Here is a 17,494-nt window from a genome sequence, read left to right on the forward strand (position 1 = left end):
ATCTCCATCATCAAACGCTCTCCTGTAACTTGGGCAGGCGCAGCATGACTGGCAGGTCCACACAGTGCTGTGGACGCAGCCCGGAGGCCAAAGAATGCGCACTCAGCGATGCCGGTCTCGACAAGATTGAGCTCGTCATCCTTGATGTGGCGCGGTGCTACTGGCAGACCTTTGCAACCCCTCAAGCACAGACATGGCTCATGGCATTGCACCGGGCTGAAGTCGCATTTGGCAGTGAACAGGGCCCTCAAGTGGCGCTGGAAGTACTCGCCGCCGTGCAGGCCATGCGCACCACGCGCATCTCATGTTTCCGCTTCAACAATCCGGCCTGCCCACATTGCGCAGCGATCTTAAGCGAACACGAGCGCCAGTTCATGTTTGTCGCTCAAGCGATCCGTGCGGGACGGCTCGGCCCTGCTCGGACCCACGCCATGCTACTATGCGAAGGAAACGACACTACACGTTTCATTCAGCGCATGTCCTCTCTGGCGGACGCGCTCAAACCGGACATTGCGACTGCGCGCGGCCATGGTTGCACATCCGAATTGGTCTGATCACGGGTCAACGCGCCTGCATCAGCCAAGCCCCTGTCGGCGCGCGTTTTGGCCTCTTTGGTCGAAGTCGGATCGGCCGATAGGGGTCTTACTTTAAAGCAGACGCTCGGCTGAGCACCACTGTGTCACAGCGATCTTGCACACCCCCAGAAATCGTCCAAACTGATCTTTGCAGGATTTTGCCCTGCCGAAGCTTCAATATAGCCTCTTCGGGCTTTTGTCGTTTTCCAGCCACCACTGATACAACATCCAAAAAATACATCCTCGTTGGAGGAATGCTCTCAGGTTGCTACTCCATCTGCTGCTCGTCTTCGATGACTTAAGTTTGAGGCATCATCTCATTCTGCTTTGTGTAGGGGACGCTGAATTCGTGGCTCTAAAGTCTGTAAGACCGATTGCACGGAGTACGCATCTGGCTCATTTGTAGGTTTCCGGCCCCGAAACACCTGCACTTGTGCAAAGGCCTCAAAGCTTCGGATCGGGCGTACATTTACGAACTCTGTACTGAACCGATCATAGTGTCCGTACCCCACCCTACCAAAATGCGATCTGCCAAAGCCCGATGAAGTGCCGGAGAAACGGGTCACGGTTTCAGTGTCCTGATCCGTGATCCGAAACCAGGTGCCGCCAGCATCCCGTGCAACCTCAGCAGCGCGGTAGAGCAGATAAGACTCGACTGTTTCCCGGTTTGTCAGCGAGTTGCCACGGAAGGAGATCATGTAACGACCTTCTTCCACTGGCTGAGTTGTAAATCCTCGTCCGTCGCTGCCTGCAGGTGCGTATGCCGTGGGCTCCGCACAGGCGACAAGAAGCGCGAGAGTTGACACTGCGAGCGCCGGTTTGAAAAATATGATTGAGCGCCGGTTAATGCACATTGTAGCACCCTACTTAGTGAAGCCGGATTGGTGATAAATAGTGTGCTCTAAGCTCGCTTTCCAGAGACCTCACCCGTTTGGGAAGTCTCAGCTGTTCAGGGTAACTTGCTAATCGCATCTGAGTTGTTGCTTGGAAAGCGCTCTCTATTTTCCCATGAATGCCCAATTCATGTGCCAAAAGGGGTGGGGAATTACCGACCTGTTTCAAGGGGCAAGGCATAGGTCTCGCCCCTCTAGGGTCAGGACCCATTGATTTCCGTTTGGCAGCATGATTCACGGTTCGAAAACCGAGCGGTGACCATGTCTGATCTATTTTGGCTGACGGATGCGCAAATGGCGCGCCTTGAGCCCTTCTTTCCGAAGTCCCACGGTAAGCCGCGCGTCGATGATCGGCGCGTGCTGAGCGGGATTATCTTCTTCAATCGCAATGGCTTACGCAGGCGCGATGCACCCGCCGCCTATGGCCCCCACAAGACGCTATACAATCGCTGGAAACGGTGGAGCGATAAGGGTGTCTTTGCCCGGATGATGATGGGTTTGGCTGCCGAGCACGGCGAAGAGAAGACCGTGATGATCGACGCCACCTACCTGAAGGCCCACCGCACAGCGACCAGCTTGGGCGTCAAAAAGGGGGGCGTGGACGCCTGATCGGTCGCACCAAAGGTGGCATGAACACCAAGCTGCACGCCATCTGCGACAGCCAAGGGCGTCCGCTCAACCTGTTCGTCACAGCTGGGCAAGTCAGCGATTACATCGGAGCGAGGGCATTGCTGAACAGCCTGCCTGATGTCGATTGGCTGCTCGGAGATCGCGGCTATGACGCCGATTGGTTCCGGGAAGCGTTGAAAGACAATGGGATACGCGCCTGTATCCCTGGCCGGAAGCAGCGGAAGAAACCGGTAAAGTACGACAAGCGTCGATACAAACGCCGCAACCGGATCGAGATCATGTTCGGCAGGCTCAAGGACTGGCGGCGTGTAGCGACCCGATAAGATCGCTGTCCAAAGGTATTCCTCTCAGCAATCGCACTCGCCGCAACCGTCATCTACTGGCTATGAGTCCTGACCCTAACCGGCTCAGGAAAAGAAATCTCCTCTGTGCGACGGCTCGCGCCGGGTAAAGCGGTCAACATAAACGAAGGATGCTACACTGTTTGCGAACCTCGGCTTATGTTCATCCTACTGGATACGAACTTGGATAGATCCAGGAGGTGCTGACACCTCAGTTATGGCAGTATGATCACCGCGATTTATCAATATGGCGGAGAAATAACTCGACTTCTTTCTCCCACAAGGCCGGCATTGTGATCACCCAGTGACCGTTCCGGTATCCCGGTAGTTTCAGAACGTGAAGCGTGTTTTTCGCTCCTTGCCTTTCCATCTCGGCTAAGTTCGATTTGGAATGCTCGATGCTGTAATAAGGGTCTTCCTCGCCGTAGATAGACAAGACCTCACCTTTGAATGGGTTGATACGTTTGAAGAGCGTGGGATTGATTGATGCATCGCCCCTACTCCCAGTCCAACCGCCCACAAAGTTAATCACGCCAGCGACGTCATCCGGTTTGCTACCAGCTTGCATTATCGCGACGACCCCACCGCGAGATACGCCGCCGACCAGAATGTCGCTTTGCGCCACGTCAGGTCGCGATCTGAGGGCTGCCAGAGCAGAATTCGCGTCTGTCAGCGCGCGTTCAGCACCTGGTATCGAAAACTCAGCCTTGGGCGAATATCCGTCTGCCCGATCCGGTGCAAAGCCTTCGTCATAAAGACCGTCTGACATACCTCGGCCCCTTCGGTAGGGAAAAGCGACAAGCCAGCCATACTCGTTCAATAGGTCTGCAAGCCAAGCACTTGTCCAAACCCTGTCAAAGTCACTTGGCCGCGTTCCAGACCCTGTTGAGCCGTGGTGAAGCAATGCAAGTGGAAAAGGGCCGTCGCCCTGCGGCGCATAGGTGACAACGGTTAGCCGAACAGGCTGTCCGTTCTCAACGAGATCGGTTTGAAGGTACTCCCGATTTGCAATAGAAAACCAATCCTCACCAGGCGCAGCAAGTATGTCCGACAGGTTCCGGCGCTCCAGAACCGCAAAACCCCGGTCATCATCAAATACGCCTCGCATTCGTCCAGTTTCCGACAATTGGTAACTTGCGGAAAAACCATCATCGATAAAAGTAAGCGTGTCGCCCTGGATTTTTGCCTTTCGCCTGAACCAACGCCCTGCTCCGTTCAGATCGCTTCCAACAGCATAGACCACATCTGACAGTCCATTTTCGGTTATACGTTCAATGATTAAGACGTGATTGCGCCAACCGTCCCATTGCCCAACCCAAGTTCCGGCAAATCCAGACAACCCTTCCTGCGTTTCGACGGCATCACCAGGCAGTGGTACATTGCCGATGCGAACGACATCCTGGGCAATGGCGGCTCCAGCCAGAACGAAGGCGAGCAGCATGGTCTGGAGCGCTAGTTTCAAATTTCGAAAACACCACATAGAGTTTTCACTCTCGTTCCGGTGAGGAGCGTCAGTTTCGGCACATCATAACATACAGGATTTTGCAAATGGCCCCAAAGCGGCGAGTACGGCTGAGTATTGCTCATTGGAACGCCCGGTAGATGAGGAGCGGACAGGAGACTGGATCCTATTCTTTAAGGCGCACATCGGCGCACACGCGGCAAAAGCTCACTTTGTCCCGCGCGATCACCACTCAACCGGCGCCACTGAATGCCACTTTTCGGGTCAGACGAGTTGATTGACCCAAACCGTCGGATGAAGCCTCCGAGTTCGCTTCGATGTATGTTGCATAAGTAGCATCCGTGTTAGCGAGCAGCATGGTTGCAAAATTTCATACTCTCAAAAGTCTCGTCACCGACCTCACTGACCTTGGTATTCAAGAAGGTGACGGATTGTTCGTTCATGCTTCAATGAAGTCAGTTGGTTCTGTTGTGGGTGGGCCGCGAACCGTCATCGAAGCGCTTCAGCAAGTTGTAGGAGAGAACGGACTGGTCGGAATGCCGGGATTTTCTGCGGACGCATACTTTCCGGCTTACTTGGTCCGGTCCGCGTTATCGCAAGATCAGATCGCGGAAATAGAAAACTCCGTACTCGGGTTCGACATTGCAAAGTCACCAACATCGGGCATGGGTGTCATAGCCGAGATGTTCAGAACCTGGCCAGGAACAAAGCGCAGCAGTCATCCGACAGTTTCGATATGCCTTAACGGTCTGGATGCGAACCGCCTTGTCGAAGCCCATAGCCTGGCATGGGCAACAGGCGAGCAAACCCCACTTGGCAAAATCAGACATCGTCAATCGATGAAGATTTTGCTCATAGGCGTAGGTTGGAACCGATGCTCGGCTCTCCATACCGCTGAGACACTGTCACCGCACAAACGGATTAAGACCCGGCGTTTCAAATACGGTTCAATGGATGGAGCGTGGATTGAAACACCTGATGTCGCTGATGACATGAACCGGCTTTTCCCGGCAGTCGGTTCAGCGTTTGAGGACACTGGCGCTGTTTCCAATGGCAAATTCGGCGACGCCCTATGCCAACTCTGCGGCTTTCAAGCTCTTGTTGAATTTGCTTCGGGCTGGATTGATCGCGTAAACAAACAGAGCGGCGAAACACGCTAGCAGGTGTGCATCTGCGGTTGCCCCTTATTCGCGCCCGCGCACTCATTGCTGTCTGAAAACATCGTTTTCGGGCAGAAGTGAGCGTGGGGCGCATGATTGATCCGACAGATTAGACAGACAGGATCAAGGGTTGCCAGATTTGGGCACCAAATCCGTACCGCATAAACTGGCGGGCGTAGCCCGACTGTTTTTGTGGATGGCCCCCTTGAGGTTGTCTGGCCTATCTGTCACGGATCCAAACTTCCTGAACCGTGACCTGAACCGCTTGCGGTTCAAGTCTCCTTTGTCTTGGTCGCGACCCCAGGGCGTAGAAACCGGATCAAAAACACATTCGACAAGCGCAAAGACTGGCGGACGGTAGCGACCCTATACGACAGGTGTGCAAAGGTCTCCCTCTCAACCATCTCACGCACTGCCAAGATCATCTCTTGGCTATGATTCCTCATCCTGGGGGGTAATTCCGATAATTTTACTTGGATTTCAGGATGACACATCATATCACACGAATGTAGCCAACAGGAGACCGCTATGACGTTCATTACGAATGTCAGCGGCTTCGTCCCCGCTATAGCAGCAACTGCGACCCTGCTCGCAGCAGCCCCTGATGCAAGTGCCGAAGCGCTGACCATTACCGACATCGCCGGGCGCCAAGTCACGTTGACCGAAGCCCCTGACAAGATAATCTTGGGCGAAGGCCGGATGATGTATTCCATTGCCGCCATCACCGACGGAAATCCGTTTGAAAAGATCGTCGGCTGGAAAGACGACCTGATCCAGTATGACCCCGATGCGTTCCGCAAATTCCAGTCCGCATTTCCGGACGATGCGGATCGCATGATCAACTTCGGCAATCCCTACGCGGGTGACTTTAGCGTCGAGGCTGTGCTCGAAGCTGAAGCGGACCTGTTGCTGCTCGACGCAGGCAACCTCTTCAAAGCCGAAGAAACAGGACTGATCGAGAAGTTGGACAAAGCTGGCGTACCCGTCGCTTTCATCGACTTCCGCCGCAATGCAACCGAGAACACGGTGCCGTCACTTTTGATTCTCGGACGGCTTCTGGGTGAAGAACGAGGCGCGCTTGAATTCGTCGATTTCTACGTGGCTGAAATGCGCAAAGTAACCAATGTGGTCGACCAAATTCCGGCAGAAGAACGCCCGCTTGTGGTGATCGAAAATGCAGCCGGGTGGCAGAACGACTTCTGTTGCTGGTCCTTCGGCCCCTACAACTACGGGCGCTTTGTGGAACTGGCGGGCGGTACGAATTTTGCCTCCAAACTCGCCAACGCTTACTCCGTGGACATCTCGATGGAAGGGATCATAGACGCCGACCCCGACCATATCATCGGGACCGGTGCCAACTGGGCCGAAGCCAAACCTGAAGTTACCTCAACCCTGCTAGGGTACGAGGGAGACCCGGCCGTAAACGCCGAAAAGATCGACGCTTTGGCGGGACGCCCGGGCTTCAAGGATCTACGGGCGGTGCAGGATGGCAACTACCACTCGATCTACCACCAGTTTTACAACTCGCCTTATCACTTCATCGCTGTGCAACAGATCGCTAAGTGGCTCTACCCGGATGATTTTGCGGATCTCGACCCGCAAGAGACATTTGATCGCATGCATGACAAGTTCATGCCCTATGACAACTCCGGCCAGTTCTGGCTCAGCGCTTCGGCGCCTGCCGACTGACGCCATCGACCACGGGCGTGTCCAACGCGCCCGTGGACCTCTCAATATGCCCACAGACACCACACCTTCGCTCACTGCGCAGGGCATCGTTACGGCCTATCGTCGCCGGTCTGTCCGCCGCGTTTCACTTGTTGGCCTTGCTGCTCTTGCTTTGTTCACCACTGTTGTGGTGGACGTCATCACCGGGCCTGCCGATCTCGACTTTTGGCGGGTTGCCCATATCATCGTCAATCCCTCTATCGCCACAGTGAAGGAAGAGGTGATCATTTGGGATTTGCGCCTGCCAGTCGCACTGATGGCCGTTGTCGTAGGTGCGATGTTAGGCGCAGCGGGCGCTGAAATGCAGACCATTCTCAACAACCCGCTGGCAGACCCGTTTACACTGGGTCTATCGTCAGCTGCCTCGTTTGGGGCTGCGCTCGCCATCGTGCTGGGCCTGTCGGTGATCCCTGGTGTCGGAGGCCTGTTTGTCACCGTCAACGCGTTTGTCGTTTCGATGCTGGCGTCCCTTGCCCTTTTCGCCTTCACCCGCTTGCGCGGGGTCACACCCGAGGCGATGATCCTCGTCGGCATCGCTATGCTGTTTACGTTCAACGCGCTGCTGGCCTTTTTGCAATACGGCGCATCCGAACTGCAGCTGGCGCAACTAATCTTCTGGCAGCTGGGCTCCCTCGCCCGCGCGACGTGGGAAAAGGTTGGCATCTGCCTACTGGTGCTGGCCGTGGTCATGCCCTATTTCCTTAGCCGCTCATGGGCCCTGACCGCCCTGCGCATGGGCGAAGACAAGGCCGCGGCGCTTGGCGTCAACGTCTCCTTGCTCCGTCTTGCTGTGCTGGCAGGCGTCTCGCTGCTGTCGGCCGTTGCCGTCTCATTTGTCGGTGCCATCGCATTTGTCGGCCTTGTGGGCCCACATATCGCTCGTATGATCGTCGGCGAGGATCAGCGGGGCTTTCTGCCGCTGTCGGCGCTCGCGGGTGCGCTGATCCTTTCCGGCACTTCCATCGCGTCCAAGGCGATCACACCCGGCATCGTTTATCCCATCGGAATGATCACCTCACTCATCGGGATCCCCTTTTTCGTCAGTCTGATCCTCAGCCAACGCAAAAGGCATTGGCAATGAGCCTCGCCGCCGTCGCCCTCAACTTCGCATATGACAAGCGGCCGATCCTGCAAGGAGCCGGGTTTGATGCGCTGAAACCGGGTGAACTGACAGCCTTAATTGGACCAAATGCATCCGGCAAATCGACCCTGTTCCGGGTCATTGCGGGTCTTTTGGCACCCTCGGTAGGCACAGTGATGCTCGGCGACACCGACCTTGCCACCCTGCCCGTCCGCACCCGCCTCAAACGCGTGTGCTTCATGCCTCAGTTCTTTGCTGCCAATGCCGCATTGACGGTCTTTGACGTGGTCATGATGGCGCGCAAGAACCTCTCCGGTTGGCGCGTCACAACTGAGGACATGGACGCCGTGGGCGAGGCTTTGCACGGCGCGGGCATCGGTCACCTTTCCGAAGCATACATCTCCGACCTCTCCGGCGGGCAGGCCCAGATGGTTTCGGTGGCCCAGGCCCTGATCCGTCAAGCAGACGTCTACCTTTTTGACGAGCCAACCTCCGCGCTTGACCTTCGCCACCAACTTGACGTGCTCAACCGTATCCGAACCACCATCGCCAACCGTAATGCCATCGGCATTGTAGCACTTCACGACCTAAACCTTGCGGCCCGCTTTGCAGATCACTTGATCCTGCTACGCCAAGGTACGGTTCTGGCCCAAGGCACCCCCGCAAATGTGCTTCATCAGCCCGAAATTGGCGCCACGTACGGCGTAGACATCCGCATCACCACAGGCCCTAAAAAGGATCTCGTCGTCCATGCTTACACGTCGTAACTTTACCATCTCCCTAGCAGCGCTTACCGGCACCTATGCCGCGGCCAAGACACCCATTCCAACAGCCACCGGAGGCAAGCATTCCATCCTGATGCTCAACGCGGATTGCAATGACAGCAACATCCTCAACGTCTTCGACCCTGCGATCTTGCATGTAGACGTTGGCGATAGCGTGACCTTCCTCGCGACCGATCCCAGCCACAACTCCGCATCAAAACGCGGCATGATCCCTGAGGGCGCGGAGCCATGGAACGGCGGTATCGACGAAGAAATCACTCTCACTTTAACCGTTCCGGGCATCTACGGATATCTCTGCCTACCGCACTATGAACAGGGAATGGTGGGCCTGATCGTGGTGGGCGGCGATCTGACGAACCTCGACTCGGTCAAGAAGGTACGCCACCCCGGCGCAGCACGCACCAATTTCCGCGCCCTGCTGCGGCAACTCGAAGAGGGAAAGACGTAGCACATGTCTAGCCTGATCGACACATGGTCCAAGGATCCATCCGAAGAGGATGGCATGACACATGAACATGCCTGGATCTGGCGCGAAATGATCCGCTGCATCCCGCATTCGGATCTTTCCGACAAACGCATACTCGATATCGGCTGCAACCAGGGCGGATTTCTGCGGATGCTCTATGACACCTATCCCTTCGCCGCTGGTACAGGCGTCGATCTGGCCCGCGACCGGATCGCATTGGCGGAAGCGGCCAAGGGCAGCCGCCCGCTGACGTACTTGGCGACGCCCACGCTTACAGATGCAGGCCAGAACTTCGACCTGGCGTTCAGTCACGAGGTGATCTACCTGATTAGCGATCTTGAACACCATGCAAAGCAGGTAATTACCTTGCTGGCGCCCGGTGGGCGGTACGACGCCGTCACTTGCTGTCACGCCGACAACCCACTCTGGAAACACTGGCGCGCTAAGATCAAAACGTTTTCGAATATCGAAGTCCCAAGCCATAGCGTTGCGCAGATTACCCAAGCCTTTCGGACCGCTGGGTTCGAAGTGTCGGTAAGTCGATTTCTGGCCCAAACGCCCATCCCGGCTGAGGGGCCTTCAGACTATTTTCCAAGCGATCTGGCACGCATAGACACCTACTGCACCTGGAAGCTTTGCTTTAGCTGCCACCGCCCTGCCTAAAACAGGACCCACGACTGTAGCCGCGGAGTTACGGGCGCGCCAATGCCACACCGGGCAACTACGGACTGCCCTCTACGGATGACAAAACAAAAGGGTGCAAGAGACCCCTGAGCGCGCATCCAGGCTCTGCCTATTACAATTGGCGGAAACGGTCTCATCGCGCTGGGATGTTAGCGGTTGGCAAACAAATGCAGATCATCGGATTGGTCATGATTGGCGAGGACAATAACTGCATCAATATCCTGCCTCACTCGGCTGACCATCCCAAGCCGTGCGAGCAACTCTGAACTTTCAAACGCGACCCAATGAAGGAATGAGCCGAGGCGTCCTTTCGGCATAGGAGCGCCATTGGTCGCCGAACTGGTCTTCCATCATTGCCTCCTCCGGACCCACACGGGTTACGTAGAGCAGGGTGAAAAACACCAAGCCTGCGGGACCTGCGATCCAATTGGTCAGGATCAACGCCTGAGCTAGGCAAAGCAGAAAGATCGCCGTATACATCGGGTGCCGCACGCGACCGTAGATACCATTTGTGACCAGCGTATGCTTCTCGCGCACTTCAAGATGTGCAGACCAGTTTTTGCCCAAATCACGGTGCGCACACCAGAACACGTAGGTCCCCAGCGCGCCCACAAGCATCCCGATCACGAACTGACCGGGCCATGTGATATAGGATGCAAAGTCAATAATCGGCAGACTGATGGTCAGGATCGGTAAGAACACCATGCCAGCGCCTACAAGACCCGCAAGAATGCGTTCGCGCCTTGCGTCTTTCTCTGTGTTGACCGGCTTTTCTTCGCCCCAGGTCAGGTACATCCGCACAGTATACCACGCTCCCATCAACACTAGGAATTCGATAGCGGAATAGGGTGAGCCGCGCAGCGTGGCCGCAACAGCAGCTGCAAGCATGATGACATAAGGGATTGCAGCACCGATCATCGGGAAGGTTCCACTGTGCCCGTGGACTGCAACTTGGCGTCCATCAGGGCGCAAAACGCAGCGTAGCGTCCGCCCCTGGCCAAGAGAGTTGCGTGATCACCCTCTTCGGCAACCTTGCCGTCTTCGAGAAAGACAATCTTGTCCGCGGCTTGAATGGTGCTGAGCCGGTGTGAAATTGCGATCACCGTTCGATCCTGCGCCAGCTTTTCGATGGAAGCGCGCATGCGGGCCTCGTCCAGTGCATCAAGGGCAGCCGTTGCTTCGTCCAGCAGCACGATATTGGCATTCTTGAGCAAGGCGCGGGCGATCGACACCCGTTGCTTTTCGCCACCCGATAATGCGGCGCCGCCCTCGCCTACAGGGGTATCAAGCCCGGCGGGGAAGCGGGCCAGTGTCGCCTCAAGCTGTGCGGCGCGTACCGCATCCCAAAGCGCGTCTCGGCTGGCGTCGGGTTTGCTGATCAGGATATTGTCGGCGATGGTACCATCGAACAGGTAAACGTCCTGGAACACCACGGCAAGTTGATCCATCAGCGTCTCTGTTGCGATATCGCGCACGTCTGCGCCGCCAACAGACACGCGCCCGGCCTCGACATCGAAGAAGCGCGCGATCAGCCGCAAGACAGTGGACTTGCCTGCGCCTGACGGGCCAACTACCGCCACGAGGCTGTTTGCCGGAACGTCGAGGGTAAAGCCATCAAGGACAGGCTGGTCGTTATAGCCAAAGGTGACGTTGTCAAAGCGAATGGCATTGTCTTGCGGTTTGGCATTGCCTGTCGATTGCATCAATGGCAGATCCAGGATGTCCTGCATTCGGCCCAGCGTTGCGTCCGAACTGCGCACAACGTCCTGCACGTCGGCTGCGCCCAAGAGCGGCTCCGCAAAGCGGATGCCGAGGACGAAGATCGCTACAAGCTCGGGAACATCCACCTCGCCCCCGAGGCTGCGATTGACGCCGTAGACCAGCAGCACTGTCAGAGCGAGTTGGATTGTCAGCGTGAAGGCCAGAAAGCCGGAAGCAGCATTCCTGAGCTTGAACATTGTGGCGTCATGACTTTGGACCAAGGCGCGGTCCAGTTCCCGCGCGGCGCCATCCGTGCGCCCAAAGGCACGCAGCACAGTCTGGGCCTGCGCGAACTCGTAAATGCGTGCCGCTGCATCAACGGAGGTGCCATGAACCGAGTGATCAGCCTTGTGCATGTGCGACCCCGACCAAATGAATGCAGCAACGGCAAAGGGGATGACGCAACCCAGCGCCACAGCCAGTTGCCAGTCGATGAAAGCGATGAAAATCAGCACGATGGCTGGTGCCGTGATAGCAACGACCAATGGGCGCATCAGGTGGGCGGCGAGGCTCATGATTTCGACAATCCCCTCGCTTGACATGACAGACAACTCACCCGCGCGCCGTTCATTGAACCAGCCAAGCGGCAGTGCCTTGATCTGCGCGCCCAAGCGTTCAAAGAGGACATTCGCGATCTGCAGGCCCGTCCGGTAGCCATAAAGCTGCATCACCCAGCGGGTGACGGCATAGGCCAGGAAGACCACGGCAAGGCCTATGAGCGGCAGGACAGCCGCATCTGCATCCCCGTCGAGCACCGCGCGCAGAAACGGAACGAGCGCAACAAAGCCCAAGCCCATCAACGCCCCTTCGAGGGCCAGGCCCGCCATCAGCATTTGGATGCGGGGGCGGAAAGAGTGTCCGACAACGGTAAGCAATCGGGGGATCATGCCACTTCCCTCCGCTCCATCGCGCCCCAAAGCTCGGCGTAAAGCCCATCTTCGGCGAGCAGGCTCTTGTGGGTGCCGCGTTCAACGATACGCCCAGCCTTGAGCACACAGATCTGGTCCGCCCCAACGATAGAGGTGAGATCATGCGCGATCATCAGAACGGTGCGCGTTCCGGTCCACGTGGCCAATGCTGCGCGCAGAGCAGCGGACGTTTCGGCGTCGGCAAAGGCCATGGCTTCGTCCAGTACAACGATAGGCGCGTCCGACAGCATGGCGCGGGCGATGGTGATACGCTGCGCCTCGCCCCCGGACAGGTTGGTGCCGTCGCCAAGCATAGTATCGTACCCGTCTGGTAGGGCCATGATGCGATCATGGATATGCGCGGCTTTTGCCACACGCTCGACATCCGCGCGCGGCGTGTCGGGTGCAGCAAGCGCTATGTTGTCGGCCACCCTCGCGCGCAGCAGGCGCACATCCTGAAACACAAAGCTGACATGGCTGTACAGGACATCAGGGTCGATCTGCGTCAGGGGCACACCGCCAAGCGTCACCTCACCCGCGCGCGGGTCGAAGAACCGTGGCAACAGGCGCGCAAGCGTTGTCTTGCCTGAACCGGACGGCCCCACAAGCGCCGTCACGGTGCGTGGTGCGAGGGATAAATTGATGCCTGACAGGACATCACGTTGCCCGTCATAGCTGGCGGACACGCCCGCATAAACCACGCGCGACCCGTCGGGGGTGCGCGGTGTGTCCGGCACTTCAAGCTTCGGCGTCTCGAGCAGCTCAACCAAACGTGTCGCGGCATGCTGGCCCTGCTGCATGAAGTGGCTCATGAAATTCAGGACGAGAAAAGGATGTGTAAAAGCCGGTGTCAGAACGCACAGAGCAAGTACATCAATGGCACCGATCCAGCCACCCGAAAACATTGCGAGGCCAACGGCTGCCGCGATCACGATGGATGTCAGCGGCGACATAATGATTTCGGCGGTGGCTGCGACGCGTAACTTGTCTTTGATCCACAGCCAGAATTCCTGCACGAAATCATGCCCGCTTTGGACAAACCGATCAAATGCGCGGTCGGATCCGCCAAAAACCTTGATCACTGAAATCCCCTGCACATAAGCAAGTGCAGAGGCGTTCACTTTGGCGATTTTTTCATGATAGGCGTCAGCGGCGTCCTTCGCTTCGCTCATCTGCGTGGCAAACACTGCGACGCCCAGTAGTGCGGGCGCGATAGCGGCGGGAACGAGCCATGGGTTCAGGTAAATCAGGTAGATCAACGCGCAAACAGGCGTGATAACGGCGCTGACCATGGCGGTGTAGACATGGCCAACGATGACATGCATCGCCTTTACATCGTCCTGCATGTTCTTTTTCAGATCGCCCGCGCTGTGGGTCGAGAACCAGTTGAGCGGCACCCGAGTCATCGCATCGGCAATCTGGCGCCGCAGCGACAGTTGAAAATCCGCATCGGCCTTGTGCGAAACCACCGACGCCGACAACAGCAGCACAAAGCGCGCCGCAAGGGCAGCGGCAGCAACCCAGGCGATTGTTATCGCGCGGGCCGTGTCACCCTCTGTCAGCAACGCACGCCCAATTTCGATCACTGACAGAAAGGGGACGATACCTGCGATGGCTGCAAAACCTTGTACGATGCAAGCGAGAACGAGAGCTCTTTTGACAGGCCCAACAATACGCGCGACAGGTGATGGGGTTTTGGGGGATTTTCGGGCCACGGCATACTCCAGGATGCCACCTGACAAGAACCGTACGAGTGCGGCTTTGACGGGTGAATGGGTTGAATCTGGGGCATGTCGCGACATGCCAGCCCTGGGTGAAAGCGATACAGAGTACGCAATCAGAAACGCAACCTAGGTGCATTGACACTATCTAACAGATGCTGGGTATTCAACGCGGCACGTTGTCAGTGGGTTCGTGACCGCCCAATCGAGTACGTGCCCGTTGCTGCAATGCGGCGTATCAGCCCACGTGGGAAAGTGAGCGTTTACAGGAAAACACATTTGATACACGGTCACGCTGGCGCGTGGGATCGCGCATCATCCAATCAAAATACAACCGCCACCCACGTAGAATTGGAGGCACGCGGTCACAACAGAGGGACCGTCACATGCGTGCGCCTAATGCCAAGGCTCGCCTTCACGCGAGCACATGCGCGATCTATGCCTTTTCTCTTTTTTCCGCGACAACTGTCGCAGCCCAGGAAACACCCGTTGATTTGGGTACACTTGTCTTGCGTTGGGATAATCTGGGACGCCCCGTTCGGGAAACCTCGGCTTCGAACACCGTGGTTGAAACCGATGCAGTGCAATCCGCCGAGCATGAGAGCGTCATCGACGCGGCCGACGGCTTGCCCAATGTGGACGTTCAGCGCGGCTTTCAACTGCCGGTGATCCGGGGCCTTGACGGCACGGGCGGCGCCGTTGGGGCATCACAATTTGCAACGGGGTCTAACCCTCGGGTCAATGTGGTTGTTGATGGTGTGAGCCGTGTGTCATCCACCAACGGTGCATTGGGGGCTTTTGCATCGGGCTGGGATGTCCAGCAGGTGGAGGTTGCGCGCGGCCCACAAACAACGCTGGGTGGGCGGTCATCTCTGGCAGGCGCGATCAACGTGGTGACCAACGATCCGATTTTCGAACGGGAAGGTGCGTTGCGCTTTTCCTATGAGACGCGCAACGGCGAGCCGCTTTTTGGTCTATCGGGGGTCTACAACACTCCGCTGAGCGACGATGTGGCGGTCAGGCTTAGCTTTGACGCCGATTTCGGCGATGAATTCATAAACGTGGTCGATCCGACCCCGCAGGTCCAAGCTGATCGGAGCGAAATCGAAGATATCGAAAATGGGACCCTCCGTGCCAAACTGTTGTATGCGCCATCAACGATACCGGGCCTTGAGCTTGTTTTTGGTTACGAACGGCAAAGGCAAGATCGGATCGGCTTCCCGTCCCGTGATGTTGGGTCTGATAACTTTGAACTCAGCGATTTTACAAACACCGCGTCAGAAGCCCGGCTTGATCAGGACATCTTTTCGATCCAGGCAAATTTCGACATCAACGCGGCCTGGTCTTTGGAAGGGCAGCTTTCATACCAGGATTTGGTGACGCGAATTCCGGCGACCAATTCAGCCTTTGATCTGACGCAAAGTTTCGAAAACACGCAGTTCGAGCTTTTGGCGCGCTACCAGGGGGATGGGTTTGTGAGCGCCGGTGTGATCGGTGTCGCATACGAGGATCAGGACGAAGACGGTGCAAATGACACGCTGTTTCCCGTGCCCATCCCGTTTGTCTTTCTTGCGGACGGCGAGTTCACTAACAAGTCGATCTTTGGCGAGATCGAGTTTGCCTTCAGCGAGTCTTTGTTTGCCTTTGTGGGCGGGCGATACGAAGAACAGGACATTCGCAGAGAGGTTGATCTGACCTTTGCCGGTGTGTCACAAAGCGCGGTTTCGACCACTGCGGACAGCCGGTTCACGCGCAGAATCGGGTTTCGCTACGAATTCAGCGAAACGCTGGTTGTAGGCTATCAGTATAGCGAAGGGTTCCGGCCGGGCTCTGTCGACGTCAATCTGCTACCACCTGTGCCGGGGGTGAGTGTCTTTGACGGCGAAACCTTGCGCCAGCACGAGGCGTGGGTCCGTTTCAACGACCCCGAGAATCGCTTCAATCTGGATGCCGCTGTATTCCACTATCGCCTGAATGACGCCCAAATCCCCGGGGCCGGTGGCGGTCGGTTGATTGCCAATCTGCCCGAAGCAGAAGGGTTCGGTTTGGAAATATCTGGCGACGTGGCGCTGACACCAAATTCGCGGCTTCGCGCTTCGCTTGGCTTGCTTGATACGGAGATTACCGACGTCGGGAACTCGGCGGGCGCCGCAGCGTTTTTGGGCCAAGATCTACCCGAGTCTGTCGGTCTGACCTTTTCGGTTGGCTATCAGTACATATCGCCCGCGGGTTGGGATTTTGGGATTGACATCCAGCATGTCGGCGACCGCTCGGGATTTGCAGGCACAACACCATTGCCAGACTACACAAAGGTCGATCTGCGCGTCGGGTATGACACGATTTTTCAGGGTCGAAACCTACGGCTTGAGGCATTTGTGGAAAACGCGTTCGACGAAGACATCGTCATTTCCACAGATCCCAACCTCGCAGCCTTCAATGTGGAGGCCATTGGTGCTCCACGCACAATCGGCGTATCGGCGACACTGCGGTTCTGATCAGACTGCGGAAATCGTTTGATCGGCCGGGTGTTGTCAACGCGCGTGCGCAGACGTGCTGGATTTCCTTGGCCTGAAATGGCTTTGGGATCGAATGCGTTTCTCGGTCCTTCCGCGCCATATCGCGAAGGTCCACGCAGATAACACGGCACTGATGAGGAGAATGAGCGCATACATCAACACATGGCCAAAGGCGAAATACGACCCTGGCGCGGCAAGGGTCAGGGTCACGTTTGCTCCGGGTTCAAAGTATCGCAGAGACTTGGTCTGTTGACCGCTGCCGAAGTCGAAGACACGAACGGTCAGGTCGCTGGCGGTGGGCGTGGCCAATGTCAGCTCTAAGGTGGCCTCCACGCTGCCGACATCGGCAAAGTAACCCGCGTAGCCGGACAACTCGGCCAAATAGTACGTCGCATCGGACGACAATGCGTTACAGACGCCAATCGCGACCATACCGTCCAATGGTGTTTCAAAGGCAAGGGCGTCGCCCGAGGGATGAAGCATGAAAGACATTGCCTCAGGCCGAACCGGAGACTGGTCAATCTCTATCACCGCGTCCGCAATCAGGGCGTCGCCAATGCCCCACGTCCCACCCGCGAAGGCGGCGTAATCGACGCGGTCATCATGTTTTGGAACGATCTGCGTATCTGCGCCGAAGGCACGAAACAGAGTTTCGGCCTCGGCCGATATGTAGAGTTCAGTGTGCGTCGCTGCGCGGTTCACCACAATCGAAACCACCTCGGCGCGGACAGCCCCGGGTAGTACCATGAGGTGAACGACCACGGCCACCAAGTATATCGCAAC

The 17,494-nt window shown here is 56.9% G+C and carries 13 protein-coding genes and 1 pseudogene; 9 read left to right on the forward strand and 5 right to left on the reverse strand.

Annotated elements, in window-relative coordinates; all coding sequences use genetic code 11:
- Positions 1–44 precede the first annotated feature (44 nt).
- Both FD715_RS16590 and FD715_RS16595 read left to right on the forward strand, forming a co-directional pair.
- Positions 45–554, forward strand: coding sequence for a hypothetical protein (locus FD715_RS16590; RefSeq protein WP_147112313.1), 510 nt, complete (start codon positions 45–47; stop codon positions 552–554).
- A 1,175-nt stretch (positions 555–1,729) separates the two neighbouring features.
- Positions 1,730–2,487: pseudogene (locus FD715_RS16595) on the forward strand (IS5 family transposase).
- A gap of 181 nt (positions 2,488–2,668) precedes the next feature.
- Here FD715_RS16595 and FD715_RS16600 read toward each other — a convergent pair.
- The gene (locus FD715_RS16600; protein WP_189799522.1) at positions 2,669–3,880 is read right to left on the reverse strand and encodes a dienelactone hydrolase family protein; all 1,212 of its coding nucleotides are present in this window, start codon (positions 3,878–3,880) and stop codon (positions 2,669–2,671) included.
- Between the two features lie 377 nt (positions 3,881–4,257).
- On the opposite strand from FD715_RS16600, the gene FD715_RS16605 reads away from it, so the two are divergent.
- The 6 genes from FD715_RS16605 to FD715_RS16630 all read left to right on the forward strand — a co-directional run bounded on the left by FD715_RS16605 (position 4,258) and on the right by FD715_RS16630 (position 9,784).
- Entirely contained in the window at positions 4,258–5,061 is an 804-nt protein-coding gene (locus tag FD715_RS16605; RefSeq protein WP_147112318.1) for an aminoglycoside N(3)-acetyltransferase, read from the forward strand.
- A gap of 528 nt (positions 5,062–5,589) precedes the next feature.
- Complete coding sequence (locus FD715_RS16610) at positions 5,590–6,750, forward strand: ABC transporter substrate-binding protein (protein ID WP_147112321.1); 1,161 nt, start codon at positions 5,590–5,592, stop codon at positions 6,748–6,750.
- Positions 6,751–6,796: 46 nt separating this feature from the next.
- Positions 6,797–7,870, forward strand: a complete 1,074-nt coding sequence (locus FD715_RS16615) for an iron ABC transporter permease (protein WP_147112323.1) — start codon at positions 6,797–6,799, stop codon at positions 7,868–7,870.
- Positions 7,867–8,637 (forward strand): ABC transporter ATP-binding protein, encoded by a 771-nt coding sequence (locus FD715_RS16620; protein ID WP_147112326.1) that lies wholly within the window; start codon positions 7,867–7,869, stop codon positions 8,635–8,637. Before FD715_RS16615 ends, FD715_RS16620 begins: the two co-directional genes overlap by 4 nt.
- Positions 8,621–9,103, forward strand: coding sequence for a pseudoazurin (locus FD715_RS16625; protein ID WP_147112330.1), 483 nt, complete (start codon positions 8,621–8,623; stop codon positions 9,101–9,103). Before FD715_RS16620 ends, FD715_RS16625 begins: the two co-directional genes overlap by 17 nt.
- 3 nt (positions 9,104–9,106) lie before the next feature.
- On the forward strand, positions 9,107–9,784 hold the full coding sequence (locus tag FD715_RS16630) for a bifunctional 2-polyprenyl-6-hydroxyphenol methylase/3-demethylubiquinol 3-O-methyltransferase UbiG (RefSeq protein ID WP_147112333.1): 678 nt from the start codon (positions 9,107–9,109) through the stop codon (positions 9,782–9,784).
- Positions 9,785–10,075: 291 nt separating this feature from the next.
- Here the strand turns inward: FD715_RS16630 and FD715_RS16635 are convergent, their stop codons facing one another.
- The 3 genes from FD715_RS16635 to FD715_RS16645 are packed head-to-tail and all read right to left on the reverse strand — an operon-like array spanning position 10,076 to position 14,276.
- Positions 10,076–10,723, reverse strand: coding sequence for a protein-S-isoprenylcysteine O-methyltransferase (locus tag FD715_RS16635; protein ID WP_147112337.1), 648 nt, complete (start codon positions 10,721–10,723; stop codon positions 10,076–10,078).
- Positions 10,720–12,453, reverse strand: a complete 1,734-nt coding sequence (locus FD715_RS16640; protein ID WP_147112340.1) for an ABC transporter ATP-binding protein — start codon at positions 12,451–12,453, stop codon at positions 10,720–10,722. The genes FD715_RS16635 and FD715_RS16640 overlap by 4 nt, the downstream gene beginning before the upstream one ends.
- Positions 12,450–14,276: an ABC transporter ATP-binding protein gene (locus tag FD715_RS16645; protein ID WP_147112344.1), complete on the reverse strand. Its 1,827-nt coding sequence runs from the start codon at positions 14,274–14,276 to the stop codon at positions 12,450–12,452. Before FD715_RS16645 ends, FD715_RS16640 begins: the two co-directional genes overlap by 4 nt.
- Positions 14,277–14,689: 413 nt before the next feature.
- Between FD715_RS16645 and FD715_RS16650 the strand changes: the two genes are divergently transcribed.
- Entirely contained in the window at positions 14,690–16,690 is a 2,001-nt protein-coding gene (locus FD715_RS16650; RefSeq protein ID WP_189799524.1) for a TonB-dependent receptor, read from the forward strand.
- Between the two features lie 36 nt (positions 16,691–16,726).
- Here the strand turns inward: FD715_RS16650 and FD715_RS16655 are convergent, their stop codons facing one another.
- On the reverse strand, positions 16,727–17,458 hold the full coding sequence (locus FD715_RS16655) for a hypothetical protein (protein ID WP_147112349.1): 732 nt from the start codon (positions 17,456–17,458) through the stop codon (positions 16,727–16,729).
- Positions 17,459–17,494 lie beyond the last annotated feature (36 nt).

This window comes from Tateyamaria sp. syn59 (assembly GCF_007995245.1).
In the GTDB taxonomy this organism is placed as follows: domain Bacteria; phylum Pseudomonadota; class Alphaproteobacteria; order Rhodobacterales; family Rhodobacteraceae; genus Tateyamaria.

Coding starts and splice junctions, on each gene's coding strand:
- FD715_RS16655 (WP_147112349.1), bottom strand. CDS start 17,458: ATGGTACTACCCGGGGCTGTCCGCGCCGAGGTGGTTTCGATTGTGGTG.
- FD715_RS16635 (WP_147112337.1), bottom strand. CDS start 10,723: ATGATCGGTGCTGCAATCCCTTATGTCATCATGCTTGCAGCTGCTGTT.
- FD715_RS16640 (WP_147112340.1), bottom strand. CDS start 12,453: ATGATCCCCCGATTGCTTACCGTTGTCGGACACTCTTTCCGCCCCCGC.
- FD715_RS16645 (WP_147112344.1), bottom strand. CDS start 14,276: ATGTCGCGACATGCCCCAGATTCAACCCATTCACCCGTCAAAGCCGCA.
- FD715_RS16620 (WP_147112326.1), top strand. CDS start 7,867: ATGAGCCTCGCCGCCGTCGCCCTCAACTTCGCATATGACAAGCGGCCG.
- FD715_RS16630 (WP_147112333.1), top strand. CDS start 9,107: ATGTCTAGCCTGATCGACACATGGTCCAAGGATCCATCCGAAGAGGAT.
- FD715_RS16625 (WP_147112330.1), top strand. CDS start 8,621: ATGCTTACACGTCGTAACTTTACCATCTCCCTAGCAGCGCTTACCGGC.
- FD715_RS16600 (WP_189799522.1), bottom strand. CDS start 3,880: ATGCTGCTCGCCTTCGTTCTGGCTGGAGCCGCCATTGCCCAGGATGTC.
- FD715_RS16610 (WP_147112321.1), top strand. CDS start 5,590: ATGACGTTCATTACGAATGTCAGCGGCTTCGTCCCCGCTATAGCAGCA.
- FD715_RS16615 (WP_147112323.1), top strand. CDS start 6,797: ATGCCCACAGACACCACACCTTCGCTCACTGCGCAGGGCATCGTTACG.
- FD715_RS16605 (WP_147112318.1), top strand. CDS start 4,258: ATGGTTGCAAAATTTCATACTCTCAAAAGTCTCGTCACCGACCTCACT.
- FD715_RS16590 (WP_147112313.1), top strand. CDS start 45: ATGACTGGCAGGTCCACACAGTGCTGTGGACGCAGCCCGGAGGCCAAA.